The organism is Paenibacillus sp. FSL M7-0656 (assembly GCF_038003225.1).
Taxonomy (GTDB): Bacteria; Bacillota; Bacilli; order Paenibacillales; family Paenibacillaceae; genus Paenibacillus; species Paenibacillus amylolyticus.
Genome location: NZ_JBBOOT010000001.1, coordinates 1,182,785 through 1,207,506 on the forward strand (window position 1 = coordinate 1,182,785; position 24,722 = coordinate 1,207,506).

Annotated in this window: 16 protein-coding genes; 3 read left to right on the top strand and 13 right to left on the bottom strand. The window is 45.2% G+C overall.

Annotated features, from left to right (window positions below):
• Window positions 1–34: 34 nt before the first annotated feature.
• Both MHI01_RS05025 and MHI01_RS05030 read right to left on the bottom strand, forming a co-directional pair.
• Window positions 35–1,804, bottom strand: coding sequence for an ATP-binding cassette domain-containing protein (locus MHI01_RS05025; RefSeq protein WP_340982665.1), 1,770 nt, complete (start codon window positions 1,802–1,804; stop codon window positions 35–37).
• On the bottom strand, window positions 1,789–2,643 hold the full coding sequence (locus MHI01_RS05030; RefSeq protein WP_340982666.1) for an energy-coupling factor ABC transporter ATP-binding protein: 855 nt from the start codon (window positions 2,641–2,643) through the stop codon (window positions 1,789–1,791). Before MHI01_RS05030 ends, MHI01_RS05025 begins: the two co-directional genes overlap by 16 nt.
• Window positions 2,644–2,755: 112 nt before the next feature.
• Between MHI01_RS05030 and MHI01_RS05035 the strand changes: the two genes are divergently transcribed.
• Complete coding sequence (locus MHI01_RS05035; RefSeq protein ID WP_074094877.1) at window positions 2,756–3,346, top strand: biotin transporter BioY; 591 nt, start codon at window positions 2,756–2,758, stop codon at window positions 3,344–3,346.
• A gap of 141 nt (window positions 3,347–3,487) precedes the next feature.
• Here MHI01_RS05035 and MHI01_RS05040 read toward each other — a convergent pair whose 3' ends face one another.
• From MHI01_RS05040 to MHI01_RS05060, 5 genes are all read right to left on the bottom strand, one after another.
• Window positions 3,488–4,957: an Msr family ABC-F type ribosomal protection protein gene (locus MHI01_RS05040; RefSeq protein WP_340982667.1), complete on the bottom strand. Its 1,470-nt coding sequence runs from the start codon at window positions 4,955–4,957 to the stop codon at window positions 3,488–3,490.
• A 489-nt stretch (window positions 4,958–5,446) separates the two neighbouring features.
• Window positions 5,447–7,336, bottom strand: coding sequence for a beta-glucoside-specific PTS transporter subunit IIABC (locus MHI01_RS05045; RefSeq protein ID WP_340982668.1), 1,890 nt, complete (start codon window positions 7,334–7,336; stop codon window positions 5,447–5,449).
• Between the two features lie 211 nt (window positions 7,337–7,547).
• On the bottom strand, window positions 7,548–8,378 hold the full coding sequence (gene licT / locus MHI01_RS05050) for a BglG family transcription antiterminator LicT (protein ID WP_215075086.1): 831 nt from the start codon (window positions 8,376–8,378) through the stop codon (window positions 7,548–7,550).
• A 424-nt stretch (window positions 8,379–8,802) separates the two neighbouring features.
• Window positions 8,803–10,245 (bottom strand): 6-phospho-beta-glucosidase, encoded by a 1,443-nt coding sequence (locus MHI01_RS05055; RefSeq protein WP_340982669.1) that lies wholly within the window; start codon window positions 10,243–10,245, stop codon window positions 8,803–8,805.
• A gap of 239 nt (window positions 10,246–10,484) precedes the next feature.
• Window positions 10,485–11,315, bottom strand: coding sequence for an amidohydrolase family protein (locus MHI01_RS05060; RefSeq protein ID WP_340982670.1), 831 nt, complete (start codon window positions 11,313–11,315; stop codon window positions 10,485–10,487).
• A gap of 322 nt (window positions 11,316–11,637) precedes the next feature.
• Between MHI01_RS05060 and MHI01_RS05065 the strand changes: the two genes are divergently transcribed.
• Entirely contained in the window at window positions 11,638–13,365 is a 1,728-nt protein-coding gene (locus tag MHI01_RS05065) for a cellulase family glycosylhydrolase (RefSeq protein ID WP_340982671.1), read from the top strand.
• A gap of 131 nt (window positions 13,366–13,496) precedes the next feature.
• Window positions 13,497–14,396 carry a manganese catalase family protein gene (locus tag MHI01_RS05070; protein WP_282321597.1) on the top strand — a complete coding sequence of 300 codons (900 nt, stop codon included), beginning with the start codon at window positions 13,497–13,499 and terminating at the stop codon, window positions 14,394–14,396.
• A gap of 185 nt (window positions 14,397–14,581) precedes the next feature.
• Here MHI01_RS05070 and MHI01_RS05075 read toward each other — a convergent pair whose 3' ends face one another.
• The 6 genes from MHI01_RS05075 to MHI01_RS05100 all read right to left on the bottom strand — a co-directional run bounded on the left by MHI01_RS05075 (window position 14,582) and on the right by MHI01_RS05100 (window position 24,634).
• Window positions 14,582–16,564, bottom strand: a complete 1,983-nt coding sequence (locus MHI01_RS05075) for a sucrose-specific PTS transporter subunit IIBC (protein WP_340982672.1) — start codon at window positions 16,562–16,564, stop codon at window positions 14,582–14,584.
• A 26-nt stretch (window positions 16,565–16,590) separates the two neighbouring features.
• Window positions 16,591–18,066 carry a glycoside hydrolase family 32 protein gene (locus tag MHI01_RS05080; protein WP_340982673.1) on the bottom strand — a complete coding sequence of 492 codons (1,476 nt, stop codon included), beginning with the start codon at window positions 18,064–18,066 and terminating at the stop codon, window positions 16,591–16,593.
• Between the two features lie 146 nt (window positions 18,067–18,212).
• On the bottom strand, window positions 18,213–19,196 hold the full coding sequence (locus MHI01_RS05085; RefSeq protein WP_340982674.1) for a LacI family DNA-binding transcriptional regulator: 984 nt from the start codon (window positions 19,194–19,196) through the stop codon (window positions 18,213–18,215).
• Window positions 19,197–19,441: 245 nt separating this feature from the next.
• Window positions 19,442–21,115, bottom strand: a complete 1,674-nt coding sequence (locus MHI01_RS05090; protein ID WP_340982675.1) for a ribonuclease J — start codon at window positions 21,113–21,115, stop codon at window positions 19,442–19,444.
• 158 nt (window positions 21,116–21,273) lie between these two features.
• Window positions 21,274–22,545 carry an L-rhamnose isomerase gene (rhaA, locus tag MHI01_RS05095; RefSeq protein WP_340982676.1) on the bottom strand — a complete coding sequence of 424 codons (1,272 nt, stop codon included), beginning with the start codon at window positions 22,543–22,545 and terminating at the stop codon, window positions 21,274–21,276.
• Between the two features lie 19 nt (window positions 22,546–22,564).
• Window positions 22,565–24,634: a bifunctional aldolase/short-chain dehydrogenase gene (locus tag MHI01_RS05100; RefSeq protein ID WP_127545697.1), complete on the bottom strand. Its 2,070-nt coding sequence runs from the start codon at window positions 24,632–24,634 to the stop codon at window positions 22,565–22,567.
• Window positions 24,635–24,722 lie beyond the last annotated feature (88 nt).

The following is a 24,722-nucleotide window of genomic DNA, read 5'->3' on the forward strand; positions in this document are numbered from 1 at the left end:
TCCATTACCGGATCCATCACGTTAATCATCGCCATCACAATTGGCGAATCCATATCAATAGTACAAAAACAATGAGGCCAGCGAGGCTAATCCAGGTATCACGTTTGGACCATACCAATAATGATGAACGTCCTCCGAGCGTAGAGTGCTCTCTAACTTTACGCATTTCCATCGCAATGGTCATATCCTCTGCACGTTGGAACAGTGCCATTAACAAGGGAATCACCATCGGACCCAGGTCACGAATTCGAACGGTATTTGGTCTTAAAGCCGCCTTTCCACGTGCCCGCACGATCAGTGAGAATCGCTGCCACTCACTCCAGATCATCGGGATAAACCGAAAGATTAACGATACAGCAAGAGCAAACGAAGCTACGGGCAACCTGATCTTTTTACCGATACCGAGTACCCAGTTAAGCCCTTCTACCATTCGCCCATAAGGTGTCGTCAACGAAAACCAAAGGCTTGCCAATGTGACGATAAACAAACGATACACATTCAGCAAAGTGCCCTCCGCCTGCATCAGGGAAAAGCCAAAGTGCAGACCTCCTCCCTCTGTTGAAAGAGTTGTCCCAGATAACGCCGTTGAGATGATGAAAAAGAATAATAATGGCTTCATTAACTTCATACATCCAGCCAAAGTCTGACGCGGGAGCACGGCAAGTGCTGCTACTACCGGCACCAGTGTTAAAGTCAATCCCAGCCATCGCTGTTGAAGCATAGCTGCGGTGACCAGCAAAATATACAAAATCCATTTCAGACGCGGGTCCATAACGCCATATAATCCGCCTGAATGAGTCAAGGTGTTCGGAAGAAGCTTTGGATCATCTTCAGTTTCAACGGACGACAGCTTCAGTGCTTTTTTTTCATACTTCATTACATCGCTCTTGACTTCCATTGTTACCGTCCCTGATGCTTCTTTCGATCCGTTCTGAATCCCCACCTCAACTGACGTGGACTGAACAATACTTTCAGCCATCTCCTCTGGCGTCATCGCGGTCAAAGACAGCTCAAGACCCGCTTCTCTTAACTGCTGTGCCAGTCTCATCGATGGTGGCAGTCCAATCCCTGTTTGCTCCAGCAGTTCAGGTCTTTTGTGAAGTTCTCTCGGCGTAAGATCAGCGATTAGGCGGCCTTCCTGCAACAACAATACTCGATCCGCACAAGGCAAAAATGTATCCAGATCATGGGTTGCTACCACACCCCCACCACCTGCCAGACGATGTTGCTCCAGTACATCCAGCAAAAGCCCGACACTTTGCGCTTCCAACCCGGCGCTCGGCTCATCCAGCAGAAGCCAGTGTGGGTTGGTCACACTTCCGAGAGCAAGTCCAAGCCTGCGCTTCTCTCCCCCACTTAGTGCAAATGGCGACCTGTCAAGATGAAAACGCCGGTCTAACTCCGAGGACACTGGCGGGTCCCATTGGTTCAGTGCTTTTGTGATCTGCTCTTGTTGCTGTTTCTCTGAAAGACGATAGGGACGCAGAGAATATGAGAATTCACGCTGAATACTTCGGGCAAACAGTTGTTGTTCCGGAAATTGAAACAATAGTCCCATTTGCAATAAAATCGACTGCGGCACTTTTCCTTCTTTCCAGAAAGGTGTGCCATCCAATGTGATACTTCCTGCATCGGGCGGTCTCAGACCAGCCAACGTCTGTAATAAAGTCGTTTTTCCTGAACCGGTGCAGCCCAGCAGCAAGGTGATTTCCCCACTGTTCAACTGTACACTCACATCTTCAAGCAGTGCACGTTTGCCCGATTCCGATGCTTCTATACGTATATTGGTTAGCTTGATCTCCAACGTGCGACCTCCTTGGCCAGTTGCTCAGGTCGCAGTGGCATGGCTTCTGGCATCATACCTTTTTGCTTGAGCAATAACGCAGTTTTTACAGTAAAAGGAGGGTCCAACCCTAACCGTTCACAGGGAGATAGCTGTACATTTTCCCAAGTAGCCTTCTCATTCGTCTCTTTTTCATAGTAAAAGGACTCCGGCTCCCCGTTGTACACACAACGTCCCCTCTCCATAGCAATGATTCGATCACACAGGGTTGCTTCCTCCAGATGGTGTGTAATCCAGATCACCGTTGTCCCCCGCTGGGTAATCTTCTGAACGATGGCCTCGATACGGTCTCTTGCTCCCGGATCAAGCATGGCTGTTGGCTCATCCAGAATCAATATATCCGGTTTGGCAGCGAGTGCTACAGCAATATTAAGCAGTTGTTTCTGTCCACCGGATAATTGTGAGACAGCCTTCTCCGGGGGATATTGAAGTCCTACGGTATGTAATGCATCCTGCCGGCGCTTTAATTGCTCTCCTACAGAATCCATCAATGGTGACAGCGCAAAATGAAACTCCTCTTCAATCGTATCGCCTAGTACCTGTGCATCCGGTTGCTGCAGTACACCCCGAACGGTAAGTTCATCCGAGATATCCCGTACCCCTCCAGATAGTGGAATGAATCCAATCAGTAGTCCAGCGAGTGTGCTTTTTCCACTGCCATTCGCCCCTACAATACCAATCCATTCTCCTTGGTGCAGCGTAAGTGAGACCCCATCCAGTGCTTTTCTCACCTGACTACCTTCGGAAGCATAATGCACTCGAACATCTTCTAATGTAATTATAGGCAGGTTGCCTTGCATCGTAAATTAGTCCTTTCCCTTTCTATTGTTATGTGGTACGATCCTAATCGTTAACCACATTTATATAATTGGTTAACAATCATATTACCAAAATGGAGAGGATTGTTCAAACATGAAATTATCTTTGCGAGGCATTGTATTCAGCGCACTTATGGCCGCAATTTTAGTACTTTTTGGTTACATAAGCATTCCCATTGGCTTCTCCCCAGTACCGATAACATTACAAACTTTGGCTGTCATGCTGGCCGGAGGATTACTTGGTCCACTCTATGGTTTTCTAAGTGTCACGATGGTTGTTCTGCTCACCGCTCTTGGATTCCCCTTGCTGCACGGGACCGGAGGACTTGCAGTACTTCTTGGACCTACCGGAGGATATGTGATGATGTGGCCGTTCTCCGCTTTATTGATTGGATTGTTGCTTGCACGAATCAACATCAAAGGTGTAACAGGATTTATTCTCGCTTTTGTTGTATTTGAACTATTTGGTTCATTGCTTGTTTATGTATCCGGGGTCCCTTGGCTTGCTTATGCTTTCAAAATGGACTTACCTGAGGCCATGATTCAAGGGTTCTATCCTTACATAATTGGGGATCTGATCAAAGCTGTATTTGCTGCCATCATCATTGCGCCAGTGCGCATGGTTTTCCCACCTCAACGTCTCACTGGTAACATGCATTCCACGGTTATAAAAGCGGATTCTTAATAGAAGCTACATAAGGTAACTAATCTGCCTATCTTTGAAAACGACGAAACCGCCAAAATCACTTTGGCGGTTTTCGTTACTTCTCTTCCTCTAAGATTGTTCTGTCATCGGAGTGATCCGTGTAAATATTCTTTAGTTCAACTATATATTCACCTGAATTAATTGACGCTCTGTAATCTGAAATTGTTGATCCGCTGTATTTTCAATAAACCTCTGATCATGAGATACATACAGAATTGTTCCTTCATACGCCTTAATAAAACGCTCCAACGCTTCCAATGCATGCATATCAAGAAAGTTCGTCGGCTCATCCAACAATAGAATGTTATATTGTCCAAGAAACAAGTGACATAATTGAAGACGAATCGCTTCTCCTCCGCTTAATGTCCCAACATTCTTCAGCAAGTCATTACCTGTAAACTGCATCGCATGCAACGCACTTCTGAGCTCTGATTCCTCATATTCCGAACGATTCTTCAGGAATTGTAATACGGTCTCTTTTGTCGTGAAACGATAGCTCATTTGCTGAAAATAACCGAGCTTTGCTTTTGGAGACATTGTGATCTGATCTCCCACATGGAAAACATGGTTAAGCAATGTGCTTTTCCCACTGCCATTGGCTCCGGTTATCGCTATTTTTTGTTTTAATGGAATTTGAAAACTTACATCCTCCAACAATATGTTTCCATCCACCTCAAGTGTAAGGCGATCTGCCATAATCGGAAATCGATTGTGCAGCTCCAGTGTCTTTGGCTGACGGAAGATCATAGGCCGATCCTCTTGCACCGCTTTTACCTCGTGAAGTTGTTGCATCCGCTGTTCAATCGCTTTGGCTGCGCGGTGCACCGCTTTTTGACTGGTGCCTTTGGATTTGGTTTCAACCATACGGTTTGTTTTTGCCTTGGATTCTTTTTTGGACATGCTTCCGGCCTGCGTTATTTTCTCGGCTTTCTTCATCTTTTCCCGAGCAGCCAGCTCCAATCGTCTTTTCTCCTTGGAAAACTGCTCATGGGCCTGGTTTTGTTGTTCACGCTCCAGCCTCTTCTGTGCCTGATAATCACTATAGTTGCCGGAATATACGCGAACCTCACCTTGATGGATTTCCCAGATCGTGGTCACCAGTTCATCCAGAACCGCACGATCATGACTGATCAGCACAAGCGCTCCATAATAATAACGCAATTCATCCAGCAAAAATGTAATGCCCGCTTGATCCAGGTGTGTCGTTGGTTCATCCAGTAACAGTACTTCATGATAATGAGTGAACATTTGAGCCAGTTTTAGACGGGTCTGTTCTCCACCACTCCATGGCTGATCGTGTTGAGGTATCGCTAATTTACTGAGTAAAGCCCCGTCAACTTCGATACTTTCGTTAGACTGGGGCGGTTCCACTTGTTCCAAATAACCAAACTCTGCAAAACGTTTTACCTTTCCGGCTGTTGGCTGGATCTGTCCCGCAATGAGTTTCAACAATGTACTTTTACCCTGACCATTACCACCCACTACACCAATGCGATCCAGTTGATGCACAGCCAGTCGCTCAATGTTCAGTATTACTTTATCCATATAGGTCATCTCAACCTGTTCTAATTCAAAACATATCTTTTCCATATTCGCTACCTCCGAAATAAGATTTATTTCGTATCGATAGCGAAGCACGCTTCTATCGATACGAGCTTATCGTGCCAGCTCGTATCAATAGAACAGTAACGTCATCATAGCGGTTACCCCCAGTAGTCTGTATTTAGCGCCTGTACCTAATTATTTACCTGAGTAAGATAATCAGAAGAAAAAACAAAGAATCACAGGCCACGGCCTGTGATTCAACGTAAACGGGAAAGCGAGTATAACACTTATTTTTAGGTCAGGATGATTGAAAATGACAGACTGATCCCGTTTACTCTGAACCAAATAGTCAGAGCCTTTGAACGTATTCAATTACCGATTCAAAGGAAGGAAGCGCAGTCTCATTGCATGTGTCATATTCAATAATCCACCTTTCATTATCATGTATAGATGTACAATTCTAATTATAATTTTCCAATTCCACCATGTCAACGGAACGATGAAAACACTATACCATCAGATTAGTACATCAATCTACTTTTGTTCCTGAACATTACCGCTACTTAATTTTAATAGAAGCTCTTGGCTACTAACCTGACCTGTAGCCTGCGGAATCACTTCTTCGTAGTTGGCTGAGTTGGTTACTATAATTGGCGTTACCGTATGATAACCAGCAGCCTTAATCTGTGCAATATCGAATTCAAGCAACAGATCTCCCGCTTGGACCCGATCGCCTTCCTTGATATGGGAGACAAAATGCTGCCCGTCCAATTTAACGGTATCAACTCCCACGTGAACCAATATCTCAGCACCGGTGTCTGATACTACAGCCAAGGCATGTTTTTTCTTGAATGCAACGGTAACTGTGCCGTCAAAAGGCGCTACAACTCTGCCCACAGTTGGCTCAATCGCAATCCCTTTACCCATTGCTCCCGATGCAAAGGCCGGATCCGGAACTTCCGACAATTCAACAATCGTTCCTTCGATTGGGCTAAATACAATTTCGTCCGAAGCATTCGTTACACGAACAGATTGCTGATCGGATGTCGTAGATTCGGTTTTTATTTCTTCTTCAACCGGATCTTTGAAGCCCATGATGTACGTCAGTACAGCCGAAACAACAAAGGATACTACGATACCCAGAATCAATCCTGGGAAACCTTGTCCACCTGGTCCGTAGAAGATTGGCAAGGTCAGTAGTCCCGGTGCGCCAGATGCAAATGCCAATGTACCTGCTTGACCAATGATAGCTCCACCAACTGCACCACCGATTACGCCTGCAATGAATGGACGTTTCAGTGGTAATGTTACCCCATAGATGGCCGGTTCCGTAATACCGAACAGAGCCGTCAACGTGGATGATCCAGCCAGCGTTTTCAGTTTTTTGTTCTTGGTTTTCAGCATAACCCCAAAAGCAGCACCCGTTTGAGCAAAGATCGAAGCTGTCGCAGCGGGTTTAACACCATCCTGTCCATACACTGCAACGTTGTTGATAAATACCGGAATCAGACCCCAGTGTATTCCGAAAATAACGAGCAGCTGCCAGCTTGCACCCATAACGGCTCCTGCGAGCAATGGACTGAATCCAAATGCGGCAACCAGTCCAGCTGCAATTCCATTACCAACGTATACGCCAAATGGTCCAAATACAAGCAATGTCAGAGGTACCATAATCACTAGCAAAAATAATGGCGTAACAAAGTTTTTCACACTATCGTGAAGTGTTTTATTAAAGAACTTTTCCAACTTGCTCATGACAATGACAGCTAAAATGATAGGAATAACTGTAGATGAATAGTTCATCAAGATGACAGGGATACCGAAGAAATCCGTTGGTGTTCCCTCTGATTTCAACGCGACGATGGACGGATAGATCAGTGCTCCTGCAATCGTCATCGCGACAAACATATTTCCCTGGAATTTACGTGCTGTTGTAACCGCTAACAACAGAGGCAGGAAATAGAAGAGACTATCTGCTGCTGCATACAAGATCGTATATGTTGTTTCTGTCGTTTCCAGCCATCCAATATTGCTCGCAATCAACAATAACCCTTTTAGAATACCGGCTCCCGCCATAACACCCAGAAGTGGTGCAAAGATGCTGGATATGATATCGATAATCCCCCCGAGCCCTTTGGCTGCTTTGCGAGGTTTTTCTTTATCAGTCGAATCGTCCAGAATGTTACTGATCTGTCCAATGGCACTATAGACTTCAGGCACCTTGTTACCAACAACCACCTGGAATTGTCCTCCATTTTCTTTGACTGCGATGATGCCTTCTGTTTTCTCAAGTTTGGCTTTGTCTGCCTTGGCATCGTCCTTCAATACAAACCGTAATCGTGTTGCACAATGAACCAGCGATTCCACATTTTTCTCACCGCCAACCAGTTCTACAATCTCTTTGGCCAGTTTCTCTTGACTCATGATCTGCACCCCCACTTTTTCTCAAACAGGCCTCTTACCGATTTTTTTGCACGCAAAAAACCTAAGCCTTGAGCAAGGGGACACAATGGTCCTGTCCTTCTCATGACTTAGGTTTTGCCTGCATAACCAGTAACAATCCCAGTTAAATCGTATTCAATTCCTGTTAATCACATATTATTATAATAAAACCATTTTTGTCAACATTTAAATATTATCGATTAACCACTCGTTCGATATGAACCGTCAGATACAACTTTTCTTCATTGGTCAGCTCATGGTTGTACTCTTTTTTGACAAACAACTCAATTTTCTCCGTACACGCTGCGGCATCCGGATGTTTCTCCTTGATCATGTCATAGAAATGATCATAGTTGTTGTCGTAATGCGTACCACTGAGCACACGCTGGGAGAAGAACTTCAGATGTGTGATAAAGCGAAAATAACTGAGAGAGTCCTCATCAAATTCCATTTTGAAATGATATTTCGCTATATTAATAATCTGCTGGATAAACTTCGTAATATTCATCGTTGTAATAACTTCTTCGTTCATCTCTGCGTTGACAATATGAAGAGCAATAAAAGCGGCTTCATCGGGTGGAAGCTCAATATTCATACGAGTGTTGATCTGTTCCAGCGTCCTCAGGCCCAGTTCGAATTCGGGCTTGTACAACTGTTTGATCTCCCACATTAATGCGTTCTTGATCTCCACGCCTTCCCGATAACGTTCAATCGCAAAGTTAATATGATCCGTAAGAGATACATAGATGTTCTCATTTAATTTTCGGCCCAGATTCTCACGCGCATACGTGATGATCTCTTCCACAATTTCAATCAGTTCCATCGGAACTTCGCGCAGCAGCATTTTGAAATTATCGGATGTTTGTTTGTTTTTCAATGCAAATACTTTCTGGATGCGGGTCTCGTCTACTTTATCCCCCGGCTTTTTCTTAAAGGCAATCCCACGTCCCATCACCACAAGCTCTGCTCCATCCGCTTGATAGATGCTAATGACGTTATTGTTGATAACCTTTGCTATTTTCACTTCAATCCCCCCGTCACGTTCCACTCTCTTGGCAGTTATACATCGTCTTTTGGGCATACAAAAAAAACCTGAAGCATCACAAAATAAACAAGACATGGTGGTCTGCTTTTTTTGGTGCTTAGGTTTTGCCTACGTCGTGTAGTAACAATCCCAGAAACGATATAATTGCGTCAAGTATAGCGCGAACCTGACTATATGTCAACGCTTTCAATGTGAGGACAATCGGAAGTCCCATGGTTATATAAATTGAACTAGAGAATATTTACACTAACTACTCCGATGACAGAACAACCTTCCGATCGCTGTTATCCCCAGCTTTTTTATGTCCTCTCCGTTTTGTGTAAATGTTTAGTTCAATTTATATAGCTGAAACTTCCGATGTTTTATTGCCGTACAAGACCATTTTAATTCAGAAAAATATAAATTACGCGTCACCCAAGTTTGTTCCGTTGGATTCGATCACATTTTTGTACCACTCAAAACTCTTCTTCTTCAGTCGTGTCAGCTCACCTTGACCTTCATTATTACGATCCACGTAAATGTAGCCATAACGTTTTCTCATCTCACCTGAGGAGGCACTTACAATATCAATAGGTCCCCAGCTGGTGTAACCGATGATGTTCACTCCATCCTGAATGGCCTCACCCATTTCAGCTACATGTCGTTTCAAGTAGTCAATCCGGTACGCATCATCCACTTCACCTTCCGGTGTAACCTCGTCATTGGCACCAAATCCATTCTCAACAACAAACAGCGGCTTCTGATAACGATCATGTAGTTGATTGGCGGTAATGCGGAATCCTATGGGATCAATCGTCCAGCCCCACTCGGACTTCGCCAGATATGGATTGGCTACCGAGCCAAATACATTACCACTGGTCATATTTTTGATAACTTCCGGATCGGTACTGGTTGTACGACTTGAATAATAACTGAATCCGATATAATCTACGGTATGATTCTTCAAGATTTCCGCATCACCCGGCTGCATAACAATGTTCAACTCGTGATCTTTGAAGAAACGTTTGGCATAACCCGGATATTCCCCACGTGACTGCACATCGATGAAGAAATAGGACTCTCTATCTTTTTCCATGCCCTGGAACACATCTTCCGGATTACAAGTATACGGATAGAAGCTTCCTGCGGCGAGCATACACCCAATCATGGCACCAGGAATAATCTCATGACATGCCTTGACTGCCAGTGCACTTGCAACCAGTTGGTGGTGAGCAGCCTGATATTGAATTTCCTTGATGTTATCCCCTTCATTAAACGCCAGCCCCGCCCCAAGGAACGGAAGATGTAACAGCATGTTGATCTCATTAAATGTCATCCAGTATTTCACCTTGTCTTTGTACCGAGTGAATACCGTTGTAGCGTAAGTCTCGAAAAGAGTTACCAGTTCACGACTTCTCCAGCTGCCATACTTCTCGATCAGATGCACAGGCACATCGAAGTGAGCTAATGTAACCACAGGTTCAATGCCGTTTTTCAACAATTCATCAAATAGGTTATCGTAAAATTGTAATCCGGCTTCATTTGGCTGTGAATCTTCTCCTGTCGGGAAAATCCGTGCCCAAGCAATGGAGACACGCAGTGCTTTGAATCCCATTTCGGCAAATAAAGCAATGTCTTCAGGGTATCGGTGATAAAAATCGATTGCTTCATGCGAAGGATAGAACTCGGTAGCGAGCGGCGTAAAAGCCGGAACATTGCCTTTCATAATATTTCTGCGGTTCTCACCTGTTGGTAGCAAGTCAACGATACTCAGCCCTTTGCCATCTTCCAGATACGCGCCCTCAGCCTGATTGGCAGCAATGGCTCCACCCCACAAAAAGTCTTTAGGAAACTTAAAATTCGTCATCATCATTCTCCTTCCAAATATGTAATTCAGCTACCCGCTCAAATCGTTAGAATATTAAAAAGACAAAATAGAAAAAACCCGAACCAGCCTGGGTACACGATTACGTGTAAACAAGCCAGCTCAGGTTATGCCCATATCGGTAACATTCCCAGATCATGATTATGCGGATTGGATAAAACTTTAGCAAGAATCAGAACAGTTGTCAACTTCTTGAAACCGGTTTAGCTTCGGATTGCCCACTACGATATTTGATAGAACGTAGCACATGTGCCGCCAAGAATCATCTGTTGATCTAGTATAGGTAGGCCATTAATGTGACTTATAATGAGACCGAATACTTCAGAATATGGAGCTGAAACGTTGCTCACGGGCCAGTCGGACCCGAACATTAACCGTTCTGCACCAAAGGCTTCTATGGCGATATTCAGATAGTCTGTAAAATCCTTTGGAGTCCAATTTGCCCAGTCTGCTTCCGTCACCATCCCTGAAAGTTTACAGTACGCATTGGGTTGTGCGGCCAATGACTCAAGCGCTTCTTTCCAGGGTGAGAGTATACCTGATTTTATGTCGGGTTTGGCTAGATGATCAAGTACAAATCGCTGTTCAGGAAACGCCTTAACCAGTTCAACGGCATAAGGCAGTTGCTCCTTGGACACCAACAGATCATAGGCCAAATCATACTCCTTAAGCAATGAAATTCCGCGCTGAAAGTCTTCTCTCAATACATACTTCAGATCAGGTTCATCCTGTATGACATGACGTACGCCCTTCAGATACGGATTGGACGCGAACAATTCAAGCTGATTCCGAACTTCATCCGAACAAAGGTCCACCCATCCGACAACACCTTTGATACATTCATGCTGATCTGCCAACTGCAGAAGCCACTCGGTTTCTGTCAGTGATTGTCTGGCTTGTACCGCAATACATCCATCCAGTCCTGATTGCACCAATAAAGGTTCAAGATCTTCCGGAAGAAAAGATTGACGAATGGCTTTCATCTCTTCGCCAATCCATCCGTACTCGGCGGCATTGTATTCCCAGAAATGTTGATGTGCATCCAGTTTCATATTAGATCCCTCCCAGGGTATTTAAATCTAATTATCATTCAAAAGCAACCATATGATTTTCATTTCCAATGAAATAAACGCTTACTACACAATCTATCAATATGACAAAATCACTGATTTTTACATGATTTTTATTCCAATTGTGAAGGTATTGTCCAATATTAAATCATGATATAGTAAATTACGAAAACGCTTTCAGTACATAAATCGGTGGTGATTCTAGTATTAAAGAAGTGAATTTTTGTTTGCGTTGAGCTCTATTTCCACCCTGCTTAACCGCTATTCAAGTTTAACCATTCTCTATTCGAAGGAGACTATATTAATGAAAAAAAACCGCAAATCAGTCCTTTCTCTTACGCTTGTGACTGCCATGATTCTATCTCTATTCTCCTCGGCTATGGCTTCAGCTGCAACTGACAACAGCGAACAGGCCAATGCATCACCCGCTCCAAGCAAAATGCAGACCTATGTAAACGCCATGGAGCCTGGCTGGAATCTGGGTAACTCTCTGGACGCCGTTGGTGAAGATGAAACTGCCTGGGGCAACCCACGCATTACGAAGGAACTAATTCAGTCGATCGCAGCTGAGGGCTACAACAGTATCCGTATCCCTGTGACCTGGGAAGCCCACATCGGTGACGCACCCGACTACACAATTGATTCCGCTTACATGAATCGGGTTCAGGAAGTAGTAGACTGGGCGCTTGATGCGGATCTCTACGTCATGATCAATCTTCACCATGATTCCTGGCGCTGGATCAGTTACATGGAGAAAGACCATGACAACGTGCTTGCACGTTATAACGCTGCTTGGACTCAGATTGCGGACAAATTCAAAGATGCATCCGATAAACTCATGTTCGAAAGTGTTAACGAACCACGTTTCTCCGAAGGCGGCACAACAGATGCAGCGATTGGATATCGCATGCTGGACGAATTGAATACTTCTTTTCACAAGATCGTAAGAACTTCGGGTGGAAACAACGAGACACGTCCTCTTGTACTTCCAACGATGCATACCTCTTCCGCTCAACCTGATCTGGATGAACTGAATAAGACCATCCAAAAATTGAATGACAGCAATATTATTGCAACCGTTCACTACTACGGGTTCTGGCCATTCAGTGTGAACATCGCAGGTTACACCAAGTATAACGAGGAAGTACAGAAGGACGTTACCGACACTTTTGATCGGGTATACAATGCTTTTACAGCGAAAGGCATTCCAGTTATCGTTGGAGAGTATGGCTTGCTTGGGTTTGACCAGCACACAGGTGTCATTGAGCAAGGCGAAAAACTGAAATTCTTCGAATTCGTTGGACAATATCTGCGTCAGAAACAGATGACAACGATGTTGTGGGATAACGGACAACACTTCGGTCGCACAAGCTTTACTTGGTCTGATCAGGAATTATTTGATACCATGAAAGCCAGTTGGACAGGTCGCTCATCAACAGCTGAAACGGACCTCGTATATCTTAAACAAAATGAAGCTATTCAAGATAAAAAGGTAAAACTCAATCTGAATGGGAACAAATTCAATTCCTTGAAAAATGGCAATACGCCTCTTGTCAGAGGTAAAGACTATACGATCAAAAAAGATGTACTTACGTTAAAATCCAATCTGTTAACCAAATTGACAGCCCCTGGTGATTTGGGCGTAAATGCCACACTCACGGCTGGATTCAATGAAGGTGCTGACTGGAACTTCAATATCATTAAATATGACACACCTAAGTTGAACGATGCAACTGGTACAACCAGTGCATTTGCCATTCCGACTACGTTTAACGGGAACCAACTGGCAACGATGGAAGCAACATATGCAAACGGAGAGAACGCCGGTCCACAGAACTGGACTTCGTTCAAAGAATTCTCCTACACATTTAGCCCAGATTACGAACGTAATGTGATTGAACTGAAACCGAACTTCTTCAATGAAACCAATGATGGCGAAGTCACGCTTAAGTTCCATTTCTGGAACGGAGATGTGCTGACGTACAAAATCACGAAAAATGGAACCAGCGTTGTTGGCGTAACTTCCAAATAAGAACTCATCTAACGTTCTGTTCAGAGCTTTAAGCTCTGACAGAACGTTTTGTTTTTGTTTCACAATTGATCGAATAACGTACAAGTGCCCCTTCATACCTTTACACTAACTGGGATTGAGGGGGAAATGTCATGTTTAAACGTGTAGACCGTCTTGCCATCGAACTACCCATATCCAATAATCCGGACCCTAATGGAGCTAGTGCAGTTCAGGAGTTGCTTGGTGGAAAGTTCGGGGAAATGTCAACATTAAACAATTATATGTTTCAGTCATTCAATTTCAGAGGCAGATCCAAGCTGCGTCCTTTTTATGACATTGTTGCAAGTATTACTGCGGAGGAATTCGGCCATGTCGAACTTGTCGCCAATACGATTAACCTCATGCTTGAAGGTTCAACATCACCAGGTGACCCAGACTCCACACCACTGCGTGTTGGTAAAGACGCACGGATGACGTCACACTTTATCGAATCGGCCCAGACAGCGCTCCCGTATGACTCCATGGGAAGACCCTGGAATGGTTCATATGTCGTGAGCAGTGGCAATCTGATCTTTGATCTGCTGCATAATTTCTTTCTTGAATGCGGAGCCAGAACTCACAAAATGAGAGTCTACGAAATGACGGACAACAAAACAGCCCGAGAAATGACAGGTTATCTGCTTGTTCGCGGCGGTGTGCACGTTCTGGCGTATGCCAAGGCACTGGAAATTGCAACGGGTGTGGATGTAACAAAGATGTTTCCTATTCCAAAACTGGATAATAAAGCTTTTGAAACGACACGTAAATGGGAAGCCATGGGCGAGCACCGCAGACTGTACACGTTTAGTGACAAGGATTATCAGGGCATTGCCCAGATCTGGAAAGGAACACACCCAACCGATGGCGGTAAACTGGAGGCTTTTGCAGGCTTGCCGGGGTATGGGGGACCAGTGCCTGAGCTACCTGATCTGCCGGAAGAATTTGCGCCAGGGATATCCGCAGAAGATCTGATGCAGATTGCAGAGCGACTGAAACGTCACGCTGGCCTGTAGGATCACGATTAACGTTTGTTTTTCATGGGCGTCGATTAGATAACCGTAAACTGGTGCTACCTTGTATGCTGGAACTCTTTGTTTAATTAGATTATTGATGATCTGTTTCTTTGATTTCTTATGGCGCACACAAAAAAGGGAAACGGGGGAGATACATCTCTCCCCGCTTCCCACTTTACACGCCTCTATTGTGGCTCAGTAAATTTCACTACCAGCACCGTTTCCCCATTGGCTTGCACACGACCGGTTGAGGCTGCTGTAACAGTTGCTATCGCTTCGTTTCCACTTGGGATCAACACAGGTGTAATCAAAGGTAGACCCGCAGCCTGAATGACATCCATGTCAAATTCGATCAACAATTGACCTGCAGTTACACGATCTCCGCTATTCACATGTGCGGTAAAACCGTTTCCTTTCAGTCCAACCGTATTAATTCCGATATGAACCAACATCTGTACACCTGTCTCATGCTCCAGAATCACCGCATGTTTACTCTTGTTCATGACATGTGCGATGACACCATCAAACGGTGCATATACTTTGCCTTCTGATGGCTCGATGCCAACGCCCTCACCCATATGTTTTTCCGAGAACGCCGGGTCAGGAACCTGCTCCAGAGCAACGACGGTACCGTTCATTGGCGAAGCGATTTCGAGAAAATCTACCTTAGGACGATTGCTTGTAACGGCATCGGTAACTGAATTAATACGCGGATTAAATTCCTCTGCTTTAAGTTCAGTTGATGTTACTCCACTGTTCTCATGGCTCACCGATTCTTCTGCGACCGGTTGATCCTTATATCCGAAGAACCAGGTAAGTGCAAATGCAATCGCCATGGCAACCACGTTGGACAAGATATACAACGGCAGTTGGCTGTTCAGATAGAGCAGTGTACCAGGAATAACCGTTACAGCCATGCCTGTACCCTGCAGATGGAACAAGGAAGCGATGAAACCACCTACACCACCACCAACCAGTCCCATAATAAATGGTTTCACATAACGCAAGTTAACTCCGAAGATCGCTGGCTCCGTAATGCCCAGAAATGCGGACAAGGAAGAAGGTAATGCGAGTGCTTTGAGTTTCATATTTTTGGTCTTCAGACCGACTGCGAGACAAGCCGCTCCTTGTGCTGCCATGGCACAGGTAATGATGGCGTTGAACGGATTGAATCCCGTTTTCTCCAGTAGCTGAATCTCCAGGAAATTAAAGATGTGATGTACACCGGTAACGACAATAATCTGATGGAAGAATCCAATGATAATACCTGCGATTCCAAACGGAAGATCCAATACGGCAGTTGTTCCATGCAGCACCCACTCTTCTAGGGAATGGAATACGGGACCAATCGCGAATAATCCAAGTGTGATCATAACCGTTAACGTAATAAAAGGAGTCAGAATTAAATCCAGTGCCTCGGGTACCCGTCTTCTTAGTACCTTCTCAAACTTGGCTCCAATCAAACCTACAAAGAACGCAGGCAGAACCGAACCTTGATAACCCACGACAGGTATAAAACCGAACATATGCAACGGCTGTGCTGATCCATCTGCCACCGCGTAAGCATTGGGTAATGCAGGATTGACCAGCATTAGCCCCAGTACGATACCAAGTACTGGACTTCCGCCAAATACGCGGAATGCGGACCACGCTACAAGTGCAGGTAGAAATGCAAATGCGGTATCCGTCAGGATTTGAGTGAACAACAGGAAATTGGCCGAGATATCATCCGGTGTTGCACCGAATAACGCCAGAATTTCATTCTGGGTAAGTAATCCGCGCAATCCCATGAACAGTCCTGTAGCTACCAGTACGGGAATGATGGGTACAAATACGTCACCAAACGTGCGGATAGCCCGTTGAAAAGCATTTCCTTCTTTTTTCCCCTGACTCTTTACATCTTCCTTGGACGTTCCTTCGATGCCCAGCTTCTCAACCTCTTCAAAGATTCGATTCACTGTTCCCGTACCAAAGATAATCTGATATTGACCTGAGTTGAAAAAGGCGCCTTTCACCTTCTCAATATTCTCGACCGTTTTCTGATCAATCTTTTCTTTATCTTTCACCATGATGCGAAGACGAGTTGCACAATGTGCAAATGATGCGATATTCTCTTTGCCCCCGATGGCATGAATGACTTCTTGGGCAATCCGTTGATTCTCCGACATGTTATCTCATTCCTCTCACGTAATACTTAATAATTCCATTGAGTTGCTTCAAAATCAGCTTTGCCTCCGCGTGCAAAGAAACGAATGTCCACGCTGTCCCGGCTTGGGAAAATGCGGCTGGTAAAGACCTCTTCCCCATCGTTCACAAAGATCTCGACCGAGGACGAATCTACGAACAGATGGAACTTAATCACTTCCGCAGTAAGTGTGCACTGCCGTACAACGCCATTCTGCTCTGCCAGCTCGGTACCAGACATGGTCCGATCCAAGACAACTTTCTGCTGAATCCGATCATACAGAAGAACCGTTTTTTCAGTTCCATTTGCCCGGAATTCGATGCCTACAACCTCTGCTTCTATATGGCCTATCTCACATATCAGTTCATAGGCAATCCCATTAAAACCAGTGAAAGATCGACTCTCATTATCAATTGTTGCGCGAACATGTGTACCTTTATCCTGCTGACGTAATTGGACCATCTCTTCAACCGGTTGTTGAATTAACTTGCCGTCACGGAATGACAATTGCCGAGGAATGGTCAGGCAATGAGCCCAGCCACTATCGTCTGTTGGATATTCCAGATCGGGAAGTCCCATCCATCCAACCAGAATACGTCTTCCGTCCGGGCCCTGCATCGTCTGCGGCGCATAGAAGTCGAATCCACGATCCAACTCCTGAAATTCATCATGATTGAACTCTCTCGTCTGAAGATTGAGCGGCTCACCGATCAGATAACCGGATTGAAAAATATTCTGATAATGATCTCCCGCTGCATCTAAGCCTTGCGGGGAAAAGACAAGTACACCTTTCCCGTCCATCTCCATATAATCCGGGCACTCCCACATGTAACCAAAGGAGGTTAATTGCGTACGAATTTCACCAAGGAACTCCCAGTTGTTCACATCAAAGGAGCGATACAGCACTGTACATCCCGTCTCGTCTGTTCTCTGCGCACCAATTACACAATAATACGTGTCTCCTTGTTGCCACACCTTGGGATCTCTGAAGTGTTCCGTATATCCGGCTGGCACAGACGAGATCACGGGATCATTCAGTTTGGTTACTGAACCGCTTTCATCCATAACTGCCAGGCATTGATACGGATGTCTGACCCAATCCTCATCCCTTGTATTGCCTGTGTACAGCAAGTGCAGCTTGTCGTCTTTTTCAATCGCACTGCCGGAATAAGCTCCGTGTGAGTCATACCTGCCACCCGGTTCGATTCCAATCCCGACATTTTCCCAGTTCACCAGATTCTTTGAGCGGGTATGATACCAGTATTTCATGCCATGTTCTGTCCCAAGTGGAAACCACTGATAGAACAGATGATAATAGCCTTGATAATATGCAAAGCCGTTAGGATCATTAAGTAGACCTGTTATCGGCTGAATGTGATAACTTTGTCTCCAAGGACATACGGATATCTGTGCTTCAAGCTTCGCAATCTCTCCAGGCTCCGCTTGCTCAATTCGTCTGTAGCGTTGCTCTCTAGTCATTTTCATAGCTGTTCTCCATTCAAAATATAGGAACCGGTTCCATTGGGCACAAAAAATAATTCCATATGGCATTAATGCCTGCCCGTATTCGCATATCCGTATTGGATATTCATAATGGAACCGGTTCGATGGAATTATCATAAAGGATGTTTTTATAATTTGTCAACGCTTTCTCGAGGAATTAGTTCTACGTCCAGTGTTGTTCGTTCCTCCACCGACTCGCCTTTGACCAGTCGAATAATGTGATTCGCCGCTACTTTCCCTGCCTGTAAATAATGATATTTCACAGTCGTCAGCGTGGGGTGAATCATCTCCGTAATATCATATCCGCCAAATCCGGTAACAGACAAATCCTGCGGTATGAGGATTTTATTGGAGAATGCAATCTTCATCACACCCAGTGCGATATTATCCGTGGCCCCCACGATGATCGTTGGTGTGGTCTCTTTCAGTATGGCTTCAGCGGTAACGATGGCTTCAGACATCTTAAAGCTTGTCTCATAATACTTCACTTCACATCCACCACACTCGGCGATTGCTCGCTGGAACCCTTGTTTACGATAGATTCCTACCGCCCGATCCCTCTCGCTAACCCCCATATACACGATCTTGCGGTGACCCTGTTCGACGACATATCTGCCCATCTCATAACCTGCCTGATCATCATTGTGAACCAGACTGTGCAGTTGCTCATGCTGCTGTCCCACCAATAACACCGGAATCCGTATATCCTCAACGGCCTTCAGATGTGCTTCGGTCACTTCAGCAGCCAGCAGAATAATACCCGATACCTTCTGTCGTGCAAAATCATAGATGGCATCAATCTCGCGTTGCATGTCCTGACTCGTGTTTGCGATCAGCATCTGATACTGATTACTCCGCAGTTCTTCATCAATTCCGATCAATGTCTGTGATGTTGCAAAAGAATCAAGACGTGGCACAACCGTACCGATGATACTGGTCTTCTTAGCCTTCAGACTCTGTGCAAATGTATTGGGAACATAGTTGTATTGTTTGATAATACGCTCAATCTTCTGGCGTGTATCCTCACTAACCGATCCGCCATTCAGGAAGCGAGAGACCGTGCTTTTTGCCACACCTGCCATCTGAGCGATATCAGAAATCGTTTTATTCATAAAGACTCCTCTTGTTTCTTTAACTAGTTTACCTTTTATTATACTTCGAATCGCGAACCTATGGCGAATTTGATTCAACTCCATTTAATACACATCACGTTGTACAACTCCGAATAAACAACAAAAGCCCGATGGCAATGTGACGTCCATACCGAAGTATGATCCGACATTCATCAGGCTGTTAAGCTTCCATATACATGTTTGCACAGACCATTAGGGCAAGGATAATCCCTATCCCTGCTGACTCAGACCTCAATAATAATTGGCAAGATCATAGGTCTTCGCTTCGTTTGAGCGTAAATATAGTGACCGATCTCGTCTTTCAGCTTTCTTTTGATCACATTCCACTGATTCACCCCAGCCCCGGTCAACTCACCCATCCGGTATAGAACAAGCTCATGGATCTCATGCATGAATTCTTCCGAATCCTTAACAAATACAAACCCTCTGGAGATAATTTCGGGTGACGTGACCATCTGTTTTTCCGTTTTGCTCAGTGTAGTCACAATCACCAGCATGCCATCGGAGGACAGTTGCCTGCGGTCGCGAAGTACAATATTGCCGACATCCCCCATGATCAGACCGTCTACGAGACTATTTCCTGATGCAATTTTGGGACCCAGCGAAGCAATGCCGTCTTTGTACTGGACCATATCCCCATTATTCACGATAAACACATGATCACGCTCTATACCTACGGATTCAGCAAGCAGTCTGTGTTGATACAACATGCGAAACTCACCGTGGATCGGAATCAGATAATCCGGTTTCATCAGGGTAAGCATCAATTTGAGTTCTTCCTGACTGCCGTGTCCCGATACATGCATCCCAGCTGCACCACTTGAACCATATATCACACGTGCTCCAAGAACATACAGGTTATCAATTACATGTGCAAGATTTCGTTCATTGCCCGGAATGGCTCCGGCAGCAATAATGACCGTGTCCCCGGCGTTAATTCTTACGTGAGGATGTTTACCGGATGCCAAACGTGACAATGCTGCCATCGCTTCTCCCTGGCTACCGGTGCATAATACAACAACTTGTTCTGGTGGAAACTGATCCGAATCGATAGCTTCAATCAACAATCCATCAGGAACTTGCAAATACCCCAATTCACTGGCCACCGATACCACATTCACCATACTTCTGCCCAACAGTGCCAGTTTGCGCCCCGTCTCGAATGCTGCATTCACAATCTGCTGTACCCTGCTGACATTCGACGCAAAGGTCGAGATGAATACTTTTTGTTTTGCACGGATAAAGGCATCCAGAATGTGATCTCCTACAACACGCTCGGAAGGTGTAAATCCCGGTCTTTCTGCATTGGTACTCTCGGAGAGCAAAATATGGACACCCTGTTTGCCAATCTCGGCCATACGGTGCAGATCAGGGAAAGGTCCATGTACAGGAGACATATCAAATTTGAAATCTCCGGTATGCACAACATTGCCTGCTGGGGTCTGAAAAAAGATACCAAGACAATCCGGTATACTATGGCTGGTTGCAAAAAAGGAAACCTGGATCCCTCCCAGCGTAATGCTGGAATGAGCATCGATCGTATGCAAGTCGGCTTTGCGCAGCAACCCATGCTCTTTCAGTTTAAGTTCGATCAGCCCACGAGTGAGCCTGGATGCATACACCGGAATGTTCATTTGTTTTAACAAATAGGGAATGCCACCAATGTGATCTTCATGTCCATGGGTAACCACAAGACCCCTTACTTTATCCAGATTCTCCAGCAAATACGCTACATCCGGAATGATCAGATCAATACCAGGCAATGTCTCATCGGGAAACTTCGAACCACAGTCAATCACGATGATGTCCTGATTGTACTGGATGAAATACATATTCTTCCCTATTTCATTCACGCCGCCAAGTGCAGCGATATACAGTTTGTTGTGGGCTAGATTCAACTCTATTATTCCTCCTCTGCGTGGCAATCGTGTACGATACTGATCTATATTCCTAGTATGGAAGCAATCGCCTCAGTTATGCATTTCAGCGTGATTATGCCAAAAAAACCACCATGGAATTTTCATTCCATAGTGGTTTATATGAAAAATAAATACGATTACACCAATGATTTATCACGCTGTAGTAATACGTCTTGTTCATAGGTTTTGATATCAGTGATCCACTTTTCACGAACTGGAACGCCTTGCTGAGCACAATAGTAGTCCCAGATCGCGCCAAACGGATAGGATTTGAACTCTTCCGTTAAGGCAAGGCGCAGCGTGTAATCCCCTTCCAATTCGGCTTGTTTCAAGGCATCCACTGGTTCGAGCATCGCACGCAGAAGAGCTTTGATCGTGTTGCGAGTCCCCACAACCCATGCAGCTACACGGTTAATGCTTGCATCAAAGAAATCCAGTCCAATATGTGTGGTCGCAAGCAGATCATGTCGAACCAGTTCACGGGCAATTTCCAGCAACTCATCGTCCATAATTACCACATGGTCACTATCCCAACGCATCGGGCGGCTTACGTGAAGCAGAATGCCACTTGTAAACAAAGACAAGGACGACAGTTTATTGGAAATAACCTCTGTTGGATGGAAATGACCCGCATCCAGGCAGATTAACGTATCATTTTGCAAACCGTAACCCATATAGAATTCATGAGAACCCACCACATATGCTTCCGAACCCAGACCAAACAGCTTACTCTCTACCGCGTCCAGGTTGTGCTCCGGGTTAAGTGGTTCGCCGAATACTTCATCCAGCGATTCTTTGAGACGTTTGCGTGGTGTCAACCGGTCAACCGGATTATCTTTGAATCCGTCCGGTACCCATACATTGGTTACACAAGTCTGACCAAGCTGTTCCCCGAAATAAGCACCAATCCGGCGGGATGCCTTGCAGTGATCAATCCAGAACTTGCGAATTTCAGGGTCTGGATGACTGAGCGTGAACCCGTCACTTGATTTTTCATGGGAAAAACATGTTGGGTTGAAGTCCAGACCGAGTCCTTGTTCTTTGGCCCATTTCACCCAGTTCTCATAATGCTTTGGCTCAATCTGATCCAGTTCAACCTGATCGTCTGTATCCGTGTAGATCGCGTGTAGATTGACCTTATGTTTGCCAGGAATCAGAGCAAAAGCTTGCTCCAGATCGTTACGAAGTTCTGCCGGGGTTGTCGCAGCGCCCGGATATTGACCTGTAACGGAAATACCACCTGTTAACTCCCCATCTTTATTCAGAAATCCTTTGACATCGTCGCCTTGCCAGCAGTGTACGGAAACTTTGATCTCCGCGAGTTTGTTCAGTACCTCGTCCGTATCAATTCCGTGCTGGGCATACAATGCCTTGGCTGCTTCATACGCTTGCTTGACTTGGTTATCCATCCGCAAGAACCCTCCTATTTTAACGTGTAAATGCTGCCGGTACTCCGCCATCAATGGTCATCATACAACCGGTTGTTTTTTCGGATTTCGAAGAAGCAAAGAATGCGATTCCTTCCGCAATATCTCTTGGATAGATATTCACGAGCAATGTCGTCCGTTTGCGATAATACTCTTCCAATTGATCCGGTTCAATTCCATATGCCGCTGCACGTTCGTTTCTCCAGGAACCGTTCCAGATCGCTGAACCCTGTAGAATGGCATCTGGAAGAATCGTGTTGACACGAATGCCATACTCTCCACCTTCTGCTGCAATACAACGTGCCAGATGCGCTTCCAGCGCTTTCGCTGAACTGTAAGCAGAAGCACTCTTACCTGCATACACCGAGTTCTTGGACCCGATAAATACCATGCTTCCCCCAATACCCTGCTGTTTCATCAGCTTGAACGCTTCACGAGCCACGAGGAAATACCCTGTACCCAGAACATTCATATTCAGGTTCCATTCTTTCAGGGACGTTTCGTCAAATGGGCTGGATGTCGCCAATCCGGCATTGTTCACGATGATATCCACTCCGCCATATTGCACAGCAACATCTGCATAAGCAGATTGAACGGCTTCCTCATCGGTTACGTCCATTTTCAGCGCATAAGCACGATTCGCACCGTACTGATCATTAATTTCCTGTGCTACTTTCTGTGCGCCCTCCAGGTTGAGATCAGCAAGCACCACATGTGCGCCTTCAGATACCAATCTGCGTGCTGTTTCACTTCCGATACCACCTGCGCCGCCTGTAATAAACGCCACTTTACGGGAGAATTCGGTTTCTGCTGGAGCCAGGGACAATTTGTACAATTCCAGCGGCCAGTACTCCACATTGTAAGACTCGTTTGCACTAAGTGATACGAATTGGCCCAAGCTAGTAGCCCCACGCATAACGGCAATCGCTCTGTGATACAACGCTCCGCTTACTTGGGAAAACGCCCAGCTCTTGCCTGTGTTGATCATGCCCACACCTGGAATGAGGATAACGCGTGGTGCCGCTTCGAACATGACATCACCTTCGTTTTTGTTGCTCTCAAAATACTGTTGATACTGCTCTTTGTAGGCAGCCACACCTTCTACCAACTTGGCTTTTAAACCTTCAATATCTTCCGCATTCGGTGTCCAATCGATGAACAGAGGTACCACTTTGGTATGTACCAGATGATCCGGGCAAGCTGCACCCACCTGTGACAATTCTGGTGAATCTGCTCCGCCCACAAAAGCAAGTACGTCCTCTTGATCGTCAAAGGACAAAATCATTTTTTTGCTATCCGACACCGCTCCACGAATTGTTGGCATCACACGTGATACGATCTGACGACGAACATCAGCGGCGAGTGCAGGGTGTTTCACACCACCAAACAAACTTTCTTCGTTCACTTGTGCTTCGATGAAAGCTTCTGCTTCATTGATGATCTTGATCGTTTGAGCGTAACATTCCTCGGATGTTTCTCCCCACGTCACAAGTCCGTGTTTTTCCATCAGTACGAGTTCGGCATTGGGATTCGAGAATACGCTTTCAGCAATCATCTTAGATAACGTAAACCCTGGACGTACATAAGGTACCCATACAAAACGATCACCGTAGATCTCTCTCGCCAATTCCTTGCCGTTATGTGCACAGCACAAGCTGATAATGGCATCCGGGTGCGTATGATCAACATGTTTATATGGAAGGAATGCATGCAGCAGAGTCTCGATAGATGCACGTGGGTGCTTGGCATCAATCATGCAATGTCCCAGATATTCAACCATCTCTTCATCCGACATGGATTCACGTTCAATTAATGGTCGAATGTCTTCGAGCCCAAGTCCGGTAAAATGTTTCGCTTCCATGGAACCCAGATCAGAGCCGCTTCCCTTCACATACATTACTTCTACATCACGACCACGAAAATCCTTCACTGTCGTTTTGGTAGATGTATTGCCACCGTAGATGTTACATACACTGCGATCAGTTCCAATCAGATTGGATCGGTAAACCAACTGCTCAAGTCCTGTTGTTTTCTCAGATGCCTGCGATGCATTCCATAAACTCTGTACCATTTGTTTCCCTCCGATAATGTTTGTTTTATTCCTAATCCGAGTTTAACATCTTTGTTTTATTTTGAAAACAAAATATTTTAAAACCAAA